The sequence below is a fragment of the Clostridium sp. YIM B02569 genome (assembly GCF_022320765.1).
Classification (GTDB): Bacteria; Bacillota; Clostridia; order Clostridiales; family Clostridiaceae; genus Clostridium; species Clostridium beijerinckii.
Map to the genome: position 1 here is coordinate 94,525 of NZ_JAKJJX010000005.1, position 17,126 is coordinate 111,650.

Below are 17,126 nucleotides of genomic sequence, written 5' to 3' on the forward strand. Positions count from 1 at the left end.
GATTAAATGCTAAAAATTATATTAAGAAAACTTAAATTATGAATTTAACATTTGTAAGCTCCTCACTAAGTATCCACAGTTTTTTTGCTAGATTTTTATCTATAGCCCAAGGGCGAACACCATTATCTTTCAAACTGTCATAAGGAACAGCCTCAGCGATATTGCAGTCTTCACAGTAAACTCCACCCATTCCATCTAAAATACTATTTGTAGCACACCATACAGAGGTTGCTGCACCTTGTTCAATGGTTTTAAATTCATTTGATTTTGTATTAGTGTCATCTTTTCTAGTGTTAGTTTTTAGTTCTTGTACAGTAGTTTTTCCATTAACAGAGAATCTTCCAAGATTTGTAGTTGGAATTAAACCTGGGTGAACTGAGAAAGCCCTAACACCATGGGTTTTTCCTAATCTGTCTAATTCAACGGCGAATAATGAATTAGCAGATTTTGATTGAGCATAAGCCTTCCAACTATCATATTCTGTTTTTTGAAAGTTTGGATCATCAAAATTGACTCCGCCAAGACGCTGCGCTCTTGATGAAACTGAAATAACTCTAGCACTTTTAGCATTTTTTAGAGCAGGCCAAAGTCGTGCTGTTAACTGGAAATGACCTAGATGATTTGTCGCAAATTGAGATTCATAACCTCTTTTGTCCCTTATTAGTGGAGGTGCCATTATTCCAGCGCTATTTATTAAAATATGAAGAGATCTTTGAGAATTTATAAACTTTTGTGCGAAACTATCAATAGACATTGGATCCATAAGGTCTAAATGTTCAATTTCTATATTTGGAATATTATCCATAGCTCCTTTTGCTTTTTCTATATCTCTAGCAGGAATTATTACTGTTGCACCAGCTTCAGCTAAAACTTTTGCTGTTTCCATCCCAATTCCAGAATATCCGCCAGTAACAATTGCAATTTTACCTTTCAAGTTTATACCATCTATAACATCTTTTGCAGTTGTAAAAAAATTATATTTTGAATTTATTGGTGTTTGAGTAGTATTTTTCATATATCTTTCTCCTTAAAAAATAATTTGATTTACAAGATTATAGAAATGAAAGAATAACATTCTTTTCACCAATCTTGTAGTATAAGATGAGTATATTTGTTAGAGTGCAGTGTAAGTCAATAGGAAATTTTCTTATATTTTTTTAGTTATTTTCTAATGTATTGATTTTTAGATATATTAACTTTTATAATAACTAATATGATGAAACTGAAATAAGAGAAAATGATAAATAAAAAAATGAAAGATGATTTTATCGTCTTATAAGTAGAGTTCAGTAATATATTTCATTAAGCATAGAGATTTGCATATATAGATAATATATCTAGATGAAGTAATTTTATAGTGTATGAATTTTGCTAATAGAACTTATAGATTTAAATAATTTTTGAGATATTTGGGAGTGTGACTTATGAAATATTCAATGAAAGAAGTTTCTGAAAAATTTAATATAACACCGTATACATTAAGATATTATGAGCGTGAGGGGTTATTGCCTTTTGTTCAACGCGATAATAATGGCAGAAGAATATACACAGATGTTGATCTGGGATCTATTCAGCTTGTTAACTGCATGAGGGCTACAGGAATGTCAATTGCGTATATAAAAAATTATGTCAGTTTGACTACAAAGGGAAAGGATACAGTGGATGAAAGAAGAAATATTATGCTTGAACAAAAAGAAATACTTAAGGAAGAAATCAAAAAATATAATGATCTTCTAGAACTTGTAAATATGAAACTAGACTACTATGATGAGAAGATTTCTAGAGATGAACTGAAAGAGATTATAACTGAAAGAAATAATAAGAACTAAAAATATGAATTGATATCTGAGAGTCACTTTAAGTAATGATTGATAGGAAATATTATAGCTGTTAGGTAACGCGTACAAGCGGCTGGAAATATTTATTGTATTCTGTATGCAAAAATGATGTATAATATGGTATGGGAATTAGCATTTAAACAAAGGAAAGGAATAAAGGATATGAACTTATACAGCAAATATTTTAATAAGTATAAAATTCCATTTGGGATAGCTGTTTTTTGTGTTGCATCTGAAGCAATTTGTGATTTGCTCGGTCCAACACTTATGTCTAACATAATTAATACAGGAATTGAGCAAGGATCACTTTCTAAAGTTTATTACTGGGGAATGCTTATGCTTATAGTAACTGCAATTGGAGCTGTTTTCGCAGTTACAAGAAATATTTTAGCAAGTAAGGTATCTCAAAGAATGGGAGCAGATCTTAGGTATGACTTATTTGAAAAGATTGTTTATTTTTCAGAATTAAGCACAGATAAGATTGAAAGTGGATCTCTAATTACACGTATGACAAATGATACGGCACAGGTTATATTGTTCGTTAATGGAATTATGAGAATTTTTTTAAAGGCTCCGATTACATGCATAGGTAGTATTGTGCTTGCAACACTGCTTAATTTTAGGTTGAGCCTCATTATATATGGTGTTGTTGCGATTGTGTCGATACTTATTATTATTAGTATGAAGTTAAGTTATCCGCGTTTTTATGAATTACAAAAGGCGATGGATAAAGTAAATTCAGTTGTTCAGGAATATCTTATAGGTGTACGCTTAGTCAAGGCCTTTGGAACATATAATAAGGAAAGTAGTAAGTTTGAAAATGCAAATACAAACTTAATGGAAAAAGGAATATCATCTCAAAGTGTTATTACATTTGTGTCACCACTTATAACTCTTACTGTTGGAATTGGAACAATAATTGTAATTTCAGCAGGTAGCAGTCTCTTTTCAGCAAACCTTGCAAATCCAGGAGATATATCAGCGTTTGTAATTTATATGGCACAAATTCTTACCTCATTAATTATGATAACAAATATATTCAATACATTTGTAAGAACCAAGGCTTCTACTGCTCGTATTAAAGAAATAGTTGATTGTGATGGAGATTTTTCTCATGATGGTGAAATGAAAGAATTAAATGGTAATATTGAATTTAGAGATGTTACATTTGCATATCCAAATGGTAGTGGTGTACCTGCTTTAAATAATCTATCGTTTTCTATTAGAAGTGGACAAAGTTTAGCTATAATTGGTCCAACAGGCAGCGGGAAATCTACTATTGCATGGCTTCTTTTGCGATTTTATGATGTGAACAAGGGAAAAATTTTAATTGACGGCTACGATGTTAAAGAATTAAATGTTGATTCTGTACGAAATAGCATTGCTATAGTGCCGCAGAAACCAATGCTTTTTTCTGGTTATGTCGCTGAAAATATTAGATGGGGTAAAAGGGAAGCGAGCAATGTGATGGTTCATGAGGCTTCTGAAAAGGCACAAGCAGGTTTTATAAATAATATGAAAGATGGATATGAAAGTATGTTAGGGAGTGCTGGAGTTAATCTTTCGGGTGGCCAAAAGCAATGTATTTCTATAGCTCGTGGAATACTTAGGGATTCGTCTGTAATTATATTAGATGATGCAACAAGTGCATTAGATTCAGTAACAGAAGCAAAGGTTAGAGAAAACTTAGGTTCAAAAACAAGTAATCAAACTGTGATTACAATCACTCAACGTTGTGGAACAGCGATGTTTGCAGACAGAATTTTGGTTATGGATAATGGATCTAAGGTTGGATATGGAACTCATGATGAATTAATGCAAAGCTGTGAAGTATATAGAGATATTTATAAAACGCAAATAGAGAGCAGCAAGGAGGTATAGGATATTATGACACAACAATTTTCTAAAACTGAAGTAAAAGTACCTTCTATTAGTGAGAGACGTGTGGGTGGAGGCGGAAATCGCTTTGCACCTACACAAAAAGCTAAAAATGCTAGAGGCACATTAGTGCGTATTATTAAAATATACATGCGTTTTGCTAAGACGATCTTTCTAGCTATGATTTTTACAGCTTTTTCATCAGCAATTTCTGTTGGGATTCCTTATTTTGTAGGAAAGACTTTTGATACATTTAGAATAGCAACAAGAACTGTAGATAAATCGACTCTTATATTATTTTTAACTATAATTGCAGTTTTGTATGGAGTTAATTGTCTTATTTCATGGATAAATGGTGTTATTATGCTTAAAGTTTCACAAAAACTTGTTTTTGTAATACGTGCAGAGTTTTTTGAAAAGATGCAGAGGCTTCCTTTGAAATTTTATGATACACGTTCCCATGGAGATACAATGAGTAGAATCACAAATGATGTAGACAATATTAGCTCTACAATTGCACAAACAACTACACAGTTAATATCAAGTATTTTAACTTTAGTTGGATCTTTTATGGTTATGATAGTGTTAAATGTTCCCCTTACACTAGTTGTTTTATTATGTATACCTCTAGTTATACTTTTAACACGTGTAATTGCAACGCATAGCCGCAAATATTTCCTAGCTCAGCAAAGAAATTTAGGCTCACTTAATGGCGTAATTGAGGAAAATATATTAGGACTAAAGATGGTAAAGGCTTTTAATAAACAGGAGGATGTCCTAAAACAATTTGAAAAGATAAACGAAAATCTATATGAAAGCAGTAATAAAGCGCAAATATGGTCTGGGTATATGATGCCTCTTATGAATGTTATTAATAACTTTATTTTTGCAGTTGTTGCAATTGTTGGTGGTATGCTATCCGTAGGGTATGGTGTAGCTGTTGGAACTGTAGTTAGTTTTTTAAGCTATTCAAAACAATTTTCACAGCCATTAAATTCTGTAGCAGGTATGTTTAATACAATTCAATCAGCACTTGCTGGGGCAGAACGTGTTTTTGAGATTTTAGATAATGAAGAAGAAAGTGAAGATTTTAAAGATGCAATTGAGATAAAGCAACCAAATGGTGATGTAACCTTTGAAAATGTATATTTTTCATATGATAAGTCTATACCTATATTAAAGAATGTGAGTTTTAAAGTTAAAGCAGGAGAAACAGTTGCGCTAGTAGGAGAGACTGGAGCAGGAAAAACTACTATTGTGAATCTTCTTACTCGATTTTATGATGCAGACAGTGGAAATATATTCATTGATGATGAGCCTATTACGAATATAAAAAGAAATAGTCTTAGGAAATGCTTCTCTGTTGTGCTTCAAGATACTTGTCTTTTCACTGGAACGATTATGGATAATATTCGTTATTCTAAAAAAGATGCAACAGATGAACAGGTTGTAAATGCTGCTAAAATAGCTCATGCTCATGAATTTATTGATAAACTTCCTAAAGGTTATCAAACATTGGTTTCTGGAGCTACAGATAACTTAAGTCAAGGGCAGCGCCAATTAATGTCTATTGCTAGAGCAGTTCTGTGTGATAGCCCGATTTTAATTTTGGACGAAGCAACTAGCAGTGTAGATACAAAGACCGAAAAAGATATTCAACATGCATTATTAAGATTAATGAAAAACCGTACTAGCTTTTTAATAGCACACAGATTATCGACTATTAGAGATGCAGATCGCATTATGGTAATTGGTGGTGGAAAAATATTAGAAAGTGGAAACCACAAAAGTCTTATGAATGAAAAAGGTGAGTATTACAAAATGGTTATTAGTCAAATGGGAAAATTAATTGAGGAGTAAATTTTAATTAGGAGGAAGAAAAATGAAAATTGCAGAAGGATTAGATGTACTTGAATTGGGTAGCGAAGAAAGAAGAATGAATGCCACACTAATTTGGGATGATAAAAATGTTATTTTAATAGATGCAGGATTACCTGGACAAATAGAAAATATTCGCGAAGAAGTGGAAAAAGCAGGTGTATCATTTGACAGAATCAATAAAATAATTATTACTCATCACGATTTAGATCATATGGGCAGCTTATCAAGTATTGTTAAAAATTCTAAAAGTGAAATAGAAGTGTTAGCACATAGTGGAGAAAGACCTTATATTGAGGGAGATAAAATCGGTATAAAAATTACTCCTGAGCGTTTGAGTTCAATGCCAGATTCTATGAAAGAAACCATAAAGCAACTTAAAACAAAAGTTAATAGGATTGTTAAAGATGAAGAGGAACTTTCTTATTGTGGAGGAATAGAGGTGATTTATACCCCAGGACATACTCCGGGACATATTTGTCTCTATCTAAGAAAGTATAAGGCATTGGTAACTGGAGACGCAATGAATGTTGTAAATAATGAATTAATTGGTCCTAATCCAGAATATACATTTGATATGAAGCAAGCAATGGAATCTCTTAAGAAGCTCACAAAATATGATATAGAAACAGTCATCTGTTATCATGGTGGAGTATTTACAAAAAGCTCAAATGAGAGGATTGCAAAATTAGCTAATAGTTAAGAAGAATATAAAGATAGTAGCTTTATTATGAAGCTTCTATCTTTTTTATATTCTATTAAAAAAATTTCCATTAAATTTATAATTATTAGTGAAGGATATATTAATAATATTTTTTTTATTTGCAGATAATATAAAGTAGTAAAATAAATGTAGAAGTTAGAGGCTGATTATGAAAAAAACATTATATGATTATAGAGATAAAATTAAAAAATTGCCAGTAAAAGAGAAATACAATAAGAATGAACTATTGATAAAAGATTTTTTAATTGATAAGAAAGAAGATCTTGAAATATATTATTCGCCTCATAATGAATACATAAATTTAGACGCAAGGGTATTTATTGTTGGCATAACTCCAGGATTTCAGCAAATGAGTACGGCCATTGCTACTGCAAGAAGAGAGTTAGAGAACTCTGATAATATTAAAGAAATTCAGTATAAATGTAAGAAAGCAGGAAGGTTTAGCGGTAGTCTTAGAAAAAACTTAATTGATATGTTAGATAAAATAGAGCTTAATAAGAGTCTAAAAATAGATAATTGCAGCCAATTGTTTGAAGAAAAAGATTATTTATTGCACACATTTTCATTAATACCTTATGCAGTCTTTGTAAAAGGAAAAAACTATTCAGGTCACACTCCAAAACTTATTAAGAATGAATTTTTGATGAAATATATTTATGAAAATTTTATTTATGAATTAAAAGCATTAAATAATTTAGATAAAATTCTTATAGTACCATTAGGCAGGTCAGTAGAGGAAGTATTATACAAGCTATGTGAAAATAAAATTATAAACGAAAAGCAAATATTAAGAGGTTTTCCACATCCATCTGGGGCTAATGTAAATAGATTAGTTCAACTAGAGGAAAATAAGGAGAAGATGATTAATACAGTAAGAAATAATTTTAATTAAAAAGAACAAAAATCAATGTTAAAGCACATTATATATAAAATAAAGTCTAAAAGAGGGTTAAAGTGTATACCTTCTTTCTTTATATTTAAAACAAAATTTAAAGATTCTTAAGATTTTACTAAATAGATTTTAATATTTAAGATTTATACTAATTCTATGATTTAACTAAAAGAGAAGAATTCAAGGAGGCTTTCAATATGAAGCTAGTAAAATTTTTAATTGAATATTTTAAATCACCTAGAACTATAGGGGCTGTAGCACCTAGTTCAGAGAAACTTGCAGAGAAAATGGTAGGAGACATAGATTTTAAAAATTCTGAGGTTATAATTGAGTACGGGCCAGGGACTGGGGTTTTTACGGACAAGCTTGTAAAAAGAAAAAAGAGAGAGACATTATTAATGTTATTTGAATATAATGAAGAATTTTGCAGACAATTAGAAGAGAAATATAAAGGAGAAGATGATATTATAATAATAAATGATTCTGCTGAAAATGTAGACAAACATTTAGCAAAATATAATCTTAGCAGAGTAGATTATGTTGTATCGGGGCTGCCTTTTGCTAGTCTTCCTAAAGATGTTTCAAATAAAATTTTAAGACAAACTAGAAATATATTAAAAAGAAATGGATTATTTATAACATTTCAATATACTCTTTTGAAAAAAGAATTTATTACTGGATATTTTAAAAAGATAAATATAGAAAGAGTTATCTTTAACTTACCACCAGCCTATGTTTTGAAATGTATAAATTCTTAAGAGAAAGAGGAGATTTACTTTGTATATTCAAGAAGAAATGAAATATCATACAATAATCTCATTTAATTATATAAATATGAAAGAAGACTAGCAAATAAACGCTAGTCTTCTTATTGCTGAAATTTAGAATAAAAACATAATAAAATTTAAAGATAGATTACTGAAAAGCTTAGTCTACACTGATGGAATTAAGAACTCTGAATCTATCATTGCATAAATCTATTCTAACCTTATTGTTTTCAAAAACATTTTTAGAAATCTCTTTTGATATTGCTTTCATAGGTTCTACATAGCTTGTATCACTTTTATAGTCACCTTCTACAACGAGAGATAAAATATAGAGTGTATCTTGTTTATCAATCTTAACGTCCACTTTTGAACTAGGAGTGAAGTATCCTTCTGAATTTAAATAATCTCCAAGTTTTTTCGCTTGGGATTCTGTTATCTTATTAGTATAAAATAAGTGATTTTCGCCATAATCAAGAGCATTTTTTGGTACGTAAATTGAGTATAGAATTGAAGCAGCAGACAAAGAAAAAATCAAAAGCCCTATGATTATAGGAAATAAATACGAAGCACTTTGCCCTCCATTTTGAATATGTTCATTATACAGCTTTAACTGTGTGAACATAAGAATTATTCCTAAAGCTATATTAATACTGAAAAATATGATAGAAGTATTAATTGATAATATAGGCAGCAGTGCAATAAGTGCTATAAACACTAAGATACTCGTTAAAAGAAATATCCACTTCTTTTTTTGACTTCCAGATCGACCATAATTCAAAGCAGACATGATCCCAGCTGGTAGAAATGAGAAAAATACGGAAAATATAATAAATGATTTCGGATTCCACAGTTTTGTTGTAGGTAATTTATTAACCTTTGTCATGAAGATGCCTCCTTAGAATTGTCTTTACAATAATTATATCATAGTTTATGGAAGCAAAATATGTTAATTCCAATTTATGTAATAAATTTGGTTTTGACTAGATAAACGTTTTTACATTAACTTAACAAAAATTATAAATACTTTTAATAAGATTATGTTATATTTCAACTATATTTACAAGAGCTACTATAATAGCTAATAAGCAGAAATATGGGGAGATTATAATATGTTAAATTCATTAGTTGATAATTTAAAATATAATGAGGCAGAGGAGTTGGAAAATATATTAAATAGTAAAAATATAACTACAGTTTATCAACCCATTGTTTCACTTTTAGATGGGGAAATCATAGGGTATGAGGCGTTAAGCAGAGGGCCGATAGACTCACCATTGCAAAATCCAGATAAGTTATTTAACGCTGCTCAGGTTTATAATAAAACATGGGAGTTAGAACAATTATGTAGAATAAAAGCTATTAAAAGAGCTACAAATATTGAAAAAAATAAATATCTTTTTATAAATGTAGATCCCCATATTTTTAAAGATGAAAAATTTAAGAAGGGTTTTACTAAAGAATTTCTTGCAGAACATAACATGTCACCTGATTGTATAATATTTGAGATTACGGAAAAGACGTGTATAGAAGATTACAAAGGATTTAAACAGGCTCTTAGCAATTATGTAGATCAAGGATATAAAATTGCGATTGATGATACTGGTTCAGGATATTCTGGGCTTAAGATGCTTAATGAAACAAAGCCACATTATGTAAAAATTGACATGGATCTAATTAGAAATATAAATGAAGATTCGTTTAAACAATCATTAGTAGAATGCTTTGTTAAGCTATCGGAAGCAACAAATATGAAGCTTATTGCTGAGGGAATAGAAACAGAAGAAGAATTGAGAACATTAGTAAACTTAGGCGTCTATGCAGGACAAGGTTTCTTACTAAGTCGTCCAGCAGGAACTTTTCTAGATATACCTAATCAGATTAGAGATTTAATTGTAAGGTGTAATAAATTCAAGGATAATGTGTATTATAACTATCAGTCAAGCTGTATAGGCGAAATTGTTAGACATGATAGTCCGTTTGGGCCTAAAACTTATTGTGGTGATATTAAAGAATATTTTGATTCTAACGATATTACTGGAGCCTGTATAGTAAATAATGATGTACCATTAGGTCTTATTATGAAACATACGTTAGACTCGGCGCTTGCTACAAAATATGGTGTTGCAATTTTTACAAAACGTCCTGTTTCTTTAGTTATGGATACAAATCCTTTAGTTGTAGATTACAACACACCAGTAACAGAAGTTTCAAGGCTAGCAATGTCTAGGAAAACACAAAATATATATGATTATATTATCGTAACTAACAATAATAAATACTGTGGAATGGTTACAATAAGATCTTTGTTAAATTATACTACAATGCTAGAATGTAACTACGCGAGACAACTTAATCCCCTTACTGAGCTACCAGGTAATACCGCTATACAAAATAATATAATGAATATAATTAAAACAAAACGCAAATGTTGTATTCTTTATCTAGATCTAGATAATTTTAAAGTTTATAATGATACGTACGGATTTGAAAATGGAGATAGGATTCTTAAATATACATCTCAATTAATACAATCTGAAATAAAATCACTTTTCCCTTATAATGGATTCATTGGACATATAGGAGGAGATGATTTTGTAAGTATTTTAGAAAATCCAATTGAAGAATGTGAAGAAGTGTGTGAAAAAATTATAAAGAAGTTTAATGATGGGATTTTGAATTTTTTTAATGAAAAAGATAGAAGTAATAGATATATCACGGCGACAGACAGATATGGAAAAAATGGTATATTTCCACTTACTTCTCTTTCAATTGCAGGAATTTATGGTGAGCTCAATGATTACTCGAATTCAGAAGAAGTAGGGGTAGCTGTAGCAGCAATAAAAAAAGAAGTTAAATGTATTCTTGGGAGTTGCTATTTAATAAAACCGGTTAATTGAAATCGGATTATTACCTTTATTGGTAATTCATAGAAAATAAAAAATGCTTAGTATATAAAGACTAAGCATTTTTTATTATTTTATACGAACTAATCTTTCCAAATATGCAATAGAGAATCTTTTGAACTTTTTGCAAATACATCGGTTCTATTAGAGCTCCAAGAAACAGCTGCAGGATCTAAAGTGAAGGAACCACCGATTGTTTGCCAATCGCTCCAGCGCGAACCGTTCCATGTTTTCGTGATTAATTGGTTACTTTGATTTCGTGCAAATACCTCTAGCCTATTAGAAGCTCGAGAAGATACAGCAGGGGCAGATGCTAAATTTCCACCAAGATCTTCAAAGTCATTCCAACGAGAACCATCCCACCATTTATGATATAGACGATTACCTTGTCCACGAACAAATACATCAATTCTATTATTTCCCCAAGAAACAGCTGCAGGGCCAGAAGTTAGAACGCCACCAAGGTTTTCAAAGTCGCTCCAGCGAGAGCCGTCCCACCATTTGTGATAAAGAGCATTATCTGTTCCACGGACAAATGTATCTATTCTATTTGCGGCCCAGGAAGAAGCAGCAGGTGCAGATGTTAAGACTCCACCAAGATTTTCAAAATCACTCCAACGAGAGCCATCCCACCACTTATGGTACATTGCGTTATTTGAACCTTTACCAAATACATCGATCCTATTATTTCCCCAAGAAACAGCTGCAGGAGAAGAAGTTAGAAGACCACCAAGGTTTTCGAAATCACTCCAGCGAGAGCCGTCCCACCATTTGTGGTAGAGAGCATTATCGGATCCAGTTACAAATACATCAAGCCTGTTTGCAGACCAAGAAGAAACTCCAGGAGAATATTTTAAAACTCCGCCAAGATCTTCCCATTTACTCCAACCACTACTAGGCGATGGAGTAGGATTTGGACCAGGAGCTGGTGAAGGTTTAATGTTTCTAAGAGTAAATTCAATTATAGATCTAAAAGTGAGATTAATAACGTTGTTAGGAACACCTAGAGAACGAAGAGAAAGAAAAATTGAATTATTTCTTCTTCTAAAGTCATTAAAAATTCTATTTACACTTTGATTTATATTTCCCGGATATGTTTGAGCATTATCTAAAGTGAAAGCAATAGCGGTTCTAAAATAGTTATCGCCAACTCCTTGGAGTAGTGAGAAAAGCTGAGGCATTTGATTACGCATTAATCTTAATATTCTATTAACTTCTTGGTCAGAAGCTCTATAAGAGTCTGAGTGAATTTCTTTAGTCAATAAGTTTGAATCTTGAAATTCATAAGAATCTTCGTATCTATCAAATCTTGATATTTCATCATTATCGCTGAAATTTTTCATTTGTTCATCAAAAAATGGACAAGTGTTTTTCTGCATACAATACGGGCAGTAAAAAAAATCATCGTTATACATTGAGAATCTCCTTGTATTTTTGCTATGGCAGTAAAGCCTGTCTCATTCATTTTATGATTACGGTTTAGGTATGTTACAGAGATAGTAAATTTAATATACATATGTTGAAATTGAGTTTCTATATTCAAAAAAATAATAGATCTTAAGCAAGAGTATAAATACAGTAATGAAAGGCTTCAAGTTGTTATTGGAGATTTTGATTCATCAAATGAAAATAGAAAATACTATATAAAGAATTGACAATAAATACAAAGAAACTAAGTTCTAAGAGTTGAAAAATATTATTTTTAAAATAAAACTATATTACCTTGACAAATTTAAAAGGTGAAACTAAAATAATATATGTTAGAAATCTAACAAACTGATGGGAGCATAAGTATGGATAAAGAGGTACACATTGGGAAAAAATTGAGTATGTTATCTAGGAGATTGCATAGAAGAATAGATAAGGAAGCTTCACAATATGGTGTGACTGGAGTTCAAGCTAGGATTCTTGGCTTCATATATCATAAATCAGATAAAAAAGACATTTTTCAGAAAGATATAGAAGAGGAACTTGATATTAGACGTTCCTCAGTGACAAGCGTACTTCAATTGATGGAGAAGAATGGGCATATTAAGAGAATAAGTGTATCAGAAGATGCACGTCTGAAAAAAATAGTATTGACAGAAAAAGGAATGGGGATTCAAAGAAATGTATATGAGTTTATCCTTAGAGTTGAAAAATCATTAAGAGATGAGTTAAATGAGGATGAATTCAATATATTAGTTTCTTTAATTGATAGATTAGCTAAGAAAATTGCAGATTAAAGCACATTCAAAAAATAACAAGTACATTTGCCAGCCTATTTTCCACCATACTACGTTGGCAAATTGACCTAATAGGCCCGCTATGAGGGCAATTTGCCTCCTTGCCTGATGAAAAATATCCATGGCAACTTTGGACTTGTTATTTATTTTCATGTGCTATGCAATTTTTTTTGAGCTATTAGTTAGAAACCTAACAAAGAAGGAGGAAAATTATGATAAAAAGATTAGCAGGTTTTGTAGCAGAATTTAAAAGAGATAGTATTCTAACTCCATTATATGTTGCATTAGAAGTAGTTATGGAAACAATTATTCCGCTTTTAATGGCATGGATTATTGATAATGGGGTGGGAAAAGGTAATGTGAAATATGTAAGTATTGTTGGTGGGGCAATGATAATAACATCATTTTTATCTCTTACTTTTGGAGTTTTAGGTGGCGTACATGCAGCTAAAGCTTCATCGGGGTTTGCTAGAAATTTAAGAAAGGGAATGTATTATAATATACAAAATTTTTCCTTTTCAAATATAGATAAATACTCTACAGCTGGACTTGTAACAAGATTGACTACAGATGTAACAAATGTTCAAAATGCATTCCAAATGATAATAAGAATGGCTGTAAGGGCTCCATTTATGCTTATATCCGCTACAACAATGTGTTTTTATATTAATGCAAAATTATCTATGATATTTATAGGTGCTATAGTTTTTCTTGGAGTTATACTATATTTCATTATGACTACAGTACACCCATATTTTGTTGAAGTTTTTAAAAAGTATGATGATTTGAATGCCAGTGTACAAGAAAATTTAACTGGAATTAGAGCAGTGAAGGCTTATGTAAGAGAAGAGCATGAAACAAGCAAGTTTTATAAAGCTTCTAAAACTTTATACAAATATTTTATAAGAGCTGAAAAACTAATCATAGTTAATGCTCCAGCAATGCAATTTACAGTTTATACATGTATTTTGCTTTTATCTTGGCTTGGTGCAAAAATGATTGTTTCAAATACTATGTCAACTGGAGAATTGATGAGTTTATTTACTTATACTCTTAATATATTAATGAGTTTAATGTTCCTTTCGATGGTATTTGTAATGGTAATTATGTCTAAATCATCAGCTGAAAGAATTACAGAAGTTTTAAATGAAAAAAGTGATTTGGCAAATGATGAAAATCCAGTTTATGAAGTAAAAGATGGATCTATAACTTTTAATAATGTTGGCTTTTCCTATAACAAAAATAAGGACAACCTTGCTTTAGAAAATATCAATTTGAAAATTAATTCTGGTGAGACTATTGGAATTATAGGAGGAACAGGAAGTTCAAAAACTACCCTTGTTCAGCTTATTCCAAGATTGTATGATGCTACAAATGGTAGTGTTGAGGTCGGAGGAGTTGATGTTCGAAAATATGATATAGAAACACTTAGAGATGAGGTTTCTATGGTATTACAAAAGAATGTTTTATTTTCTGGAACAATAAAAGAGAATTTAAGATGGGGAAATAAAGATGCCTCTGATGAAGAGTTAATAGATGCCAGCACACAAGCACAAGCAGATGAATTTATAGAAAGTCTTCCAAATAAGTATGACACTTTTATAGAACAAGGCGGAACAAATGTATCTGGAGGGCAAAAGCAAAGATTATGTATTGCAAGAGCGCTACTTAAAAAACCTAAAATATTAATTTTAGATGATTCAACAAGTGCGGTAGATACTAAAACTGATGCTTTAATCAGGAAAGCATTTAAAGAAACAATACCAAATACTACAAAGATTATTATTGCTCAGCGTATTTCTTCAGTTCAAGATGCAGATAAAATTGTTGTATTAAATGATGGGAAAATAGATGGATTTGGAACTCATGAAGAATTACTAAAATCAAATGAAATATATAGTGAAGTTTACGAATCTCAAATGAAAGGGGCGAGCGACAATGAGTAAAGATAGTAGTAGCAATAGAACTCCTAGAATGATGGGACGTGGTGGACGTGCTCCTGTAAAAGCTAATAAAGATTCTTTGAAAATACTAAAAAGATTATTAGCGTATATACTTAAGGAATATAAGTTTTTGTTTTTTATGGTATTAGTAACTATTATTATAAGTTCTCTTGCTAATGTTATTGGAACATTATTTTTAAGAAATTTAATTGATGATTATATAACACCACTCTTAAATAAACCAGAATCAGATTTTGGCCCGCTTCTTAAAATGATAATTACCATGGCAGTAATTTATTATGTTGGAGTTATATCAACTTATATATATAGCCGTATAATGATTGTAATCTCACAAGGATCACTAAAAAGAATAAGAGATGATATGTTTGCTCATATGGAGAATTTACCAATAAAGTTCTTCGATACACATGCTCATGGAGATTTAATGAGTTTATATACAAATGATACAGATGCTTTAAGGCAAATGATAAGCCAAGGAATACCACAATTATTATCAGCTATCATAACTGTTGTCAGTATATTTGCTTCAATGATATATTTAAGTATTCCTTTAACAGGCGTTGAAATTATAATTATATTATTGATGTTTAGAGTTACTAAAATTATTGGTGCAAAGAGTGGAAAATATTTTGGTCTTCAACAAAAAGATATAGGCGCAGTAAATGGATATATAGAAGAAATGATGGAAGGGCAAAAGGTTGTAAAAGTCTTTTGCCATGAAGAAGAAGCAAAAGCTAACTTTGATAGATTAAATGATATGCTCTTTAATAGTGCAAATAATGCAAATAAATATGCTAATGTCTTGATGCCTATTATGGGTAACATTGGATATATAAATTATGTAGCTGTTGCTATCTTTGGATCAGTTCTAGCTATTGGTGCATTTGGTGGATTTACACTTGGTGGACTTGCAGCATTTTTGCAATTAACAAGAAACTTTAGTCAAACAATCAATCAAATGGCTCAACAATTCAATTTTGTTATTATGGCACTTGCGGGGGCAGAACGTATATTCAAGCTTCTTGATGAAAAGAAAGAAACAGATGAAGGTTATGTTACTTTGGTAAATGCTAAGGAAAATGAAGATGGGGAATTAGAGGAGTGCAAAGAGCGTACTGGAATTTGGGCATGGAAACATCCTCATGAAGATGGAACTATTACGTATACAAAGCTTCTCGGTGAAGTAGTATTTGATGATGTGGACTTTGGATATAATGATGAAAAGATAATTTTGCATAATATAAAGCTATATGCTAAACAAGGACAAAAAATAGCATTTGTAGGTGCTACAGGAGCAGGTAAAACCACTATTACTAATTTAATAAACCGCTTCTATGATATTCAAGATGGAAAGATAAGATATGATGGCATTAATATCAATAAGATTAAAAAGGATGACTTAAGAAGATCTCTTGGAATAGTGCTTCAAGATGCACATCTTTTCACTGGAACAGTAGCAGATAATATTAGATATGGTAAATTAGATGCTACAGATGAAGAAGTAGTTGCAGCAGCAAAACTTGCAAATGCAGATACGTTTATAAGACACCTTCCAAATGGTTATGATACAGTTCTTACAGGAGATGGAGGCAGCCTTTCACAAGGTCAAAGGCAGTTATTAACAATTGCTAGAGCAGCAATAGCTGATCCACCAGTTTTAATCTTGGATGAAGCAACTTCAAGCATCGATACAAGAACAGAAAGAATTGTTCAAGAAGGAATGGATAAACTTATGAAAGGAAGAACAGTTTTTGTAATTGCTCATAGACTTTCAACAATCAAAAACTCTGATGTAATTATGGTATTAGACCAAGGTAGAATTATTGAAAGAGGAAATCATGATGATCTAATAAAAGAAAAAGGTAAGTATTATCAATTATATACAGGAGCTTTTGAATTATCATAAAGCTGAAACTTAATGACCACAAAATTGTGGTCATTAAATTTTTCATTCTTTAGGGACTTATAATTCAGTAAAATCCATGAAGAATTTTTTTGAACACATTTATTAGCTCGGTTTAGTATTTTATGAGAATAAAAAATAAATAATATTCACT

General features: G+C 30.9%; 13 protein-coding genes. 10 read left to right on the plus strand and 3 right to left on the minus strand.

Annotated elements, in window-relative coordinates; genetic code table 11:
• Positions 1–31: 31 nt before the first annotated feature.
• On the minus strand, positions 32–1,015 hold the full coding sequence (locus L3B96_RS06125) for an SDR family NAD(P)-dependent oxidoreductase (RefSeq protein ID WP_238859368.1): 984 nt from the start codon (positions 1,013–1,015) through the stop codon (positions 32–34).
• Positions 1,016–1,424: 409 nt separating this feature from the next.
• On the opposite strand from L3B96_RS06125, the gene L3B96_RS06130 reads away from it, so the two are divergent.
• The 6 genes from L3B96_RS06130 to L3B96_RS06155 all read left to right on the plus strand — a co-directional run bounded on the left by L3B96_RS06130 (position 1,425) and on the right by L3B96_RS06155 (position 7,968).
• Entirely contained in the window at positions 1,425–1,829 is a 405-nt protein-coding gene (locus L3B96_RS06130; protein WP_012059488.1) for a MerR family transcriptional regulator, read from the plus strand.
• 171 nt (positions 1,830–2,000) lie between these two features.
• The gene (locus tag L3B96_RS06135) at positions 2,001–3,719 is read left to right on the plus strand and encodes an ABC transporter ATP-binding protein (RefSeq protein ID WP_238859637.1); all 1,719 of its coding nucleotides are present in this window, start codon (positions 2,001–2,003) and stop codon (positions 3,717–3,719) included.
• A gap of 6 nt (positions 3,720–3,725) precedes the next feature.
• Positions 3,726–5,576: an ABC transporter ATP-binding protein gene (locus L3B96_RS06140; protein ID WP_238859371.1), complete on the plus strand. Its 1,851-nt coding sequence runs from the start codon at positions 3,726–3,728 to the stop codon at positions 5,574–5,576.
• A gap of 22 nt (positions 5,577–5,598) precedes the next feature.
• The gene (locus L3B96_RS06145) at positions 5,599–6,297 is read left to right on the plus strand and encodes an MBL fold metallo-hydrolase (RefSeq protein WP_238859373.1); all 699 of its coding nucleotides are present in this window, start codon (positions 5,599–5,601) and stop codon (positions 6,295–6,297) included.
• 169 nt (positions 6,298–6,466) lie between these two features.
• Positions 6,467–7,210, plus strand: a complete 744-nt coding sequence (locus L3B96_RS06150; protein ID WP_238859374.1) for a hypothetical protein — start codon at positions 6,467–6,469, stop codon at positions 7,208–7,210.
• A gap of 197 nt (positions 7,211–7,407) precedes the next feature.
• Entirely contained in the window at positions 7,408–7,968 is a 561-nt protein-coding gene (locus tag L3B96_RS06155) for an rRNA adenine N-6-methyltransferase family protein (protein ID WP_238859377.1), read from the plus strand.
• A 169-nt stretch (positions 7,969–8,137) separates the two neighbouring features.
• Here the strand turns inward: L3B96_RS06155 and L3B96_RS06160 are convergent, their stop codons facing one another.
• Complete coding sequence (locus L3B96_RS06160; protein WP_238859379.1) at positions 8,138–8,860, minus strand: hypothetical protein; 723 nt, start codon at positions 8,858–8,860, stop codon at positions 8,138–8,140.
• Between the two features lie 226 nt (positions 8,861–9,086).
• Between L3B96_RS06160 and L3B96_RS06165 the strand changes: the two genes are divergently transcribed.
• Positions 9,087–10,874 carry a GGDEF domain-containing protein gene (locus L3B96_RS06165; RefSeq protein WP_023976478.1) on the plus strand — a complete coding sequence of 596 codons (1,788 nt, stop codon included), beginning with the start codon at positions 9,087–9,089 and terminating at the stop codon, positions 10,872–10,874.
• Positions 10,875–10,963: 89 nt separating this feature from the next.
• Here L3B96_RS06165 and L3B96_RS06170 read toward each other — a convergent pair whose 3' ends face one another.
• Positions 10,964–12,295, minus strand: a complete 1,332-nt coding sequence (locus L3B96_RS06170; protein WP_236897251.1) for a DUF346 domain-containing protein — start codon at positions 12,293–12,295, stop codon at positions 10,964–10,966.
• 378 nt (positions 12,296–12,673) lie between these two features.
• Here L3B96_RS06170 and L3B96_RS06175 point away from each other — a divergent pair, with 378 nt between their 5' ends.
• From L3B96_RS06175 to L3B96_RS06185, 3 genes are all read left to right on the plus strand, one after another.
• Positions 12,674–13,105 carry a MarR family winged helix-turn-helix transcriptional regulator gene (locus L3B96_RS06175; RefSeq protein ID WP_023976476.1) on the plus strand — a complete coding sequence of 144 codons (432 nt, stop codon included), beginning with the start codon at positions 12,674–12,676 and terminating at the stop codon, positions 13,103–13,105.
• A 212-nt stretch (positions 13,106–13,317) separates the two neighbouring features.
• Entirely contained in the window at positions 13,318–15,051 is a 1,734-nt protein-coding gene (locus tag L3B96_RS06180; protein WP_238859381.1) for an ABC transporter ATP-binding protein, read from the plus strand.
• Positions 15,052–15,082: 31 nt separating this feature from the next.
• A complete protein-coding gene (locus tag L3B96_RS06185; RefSeq protein WP_238859639.1) occupies positions 15,083–16,975 on the plus strand; it encodes an ABC transporter ATP-binding protein in 1,893 nt (630 codons plus the stop codon).
• Positions 16,976–17,126 lie beyond the last annotated feature (151 nt).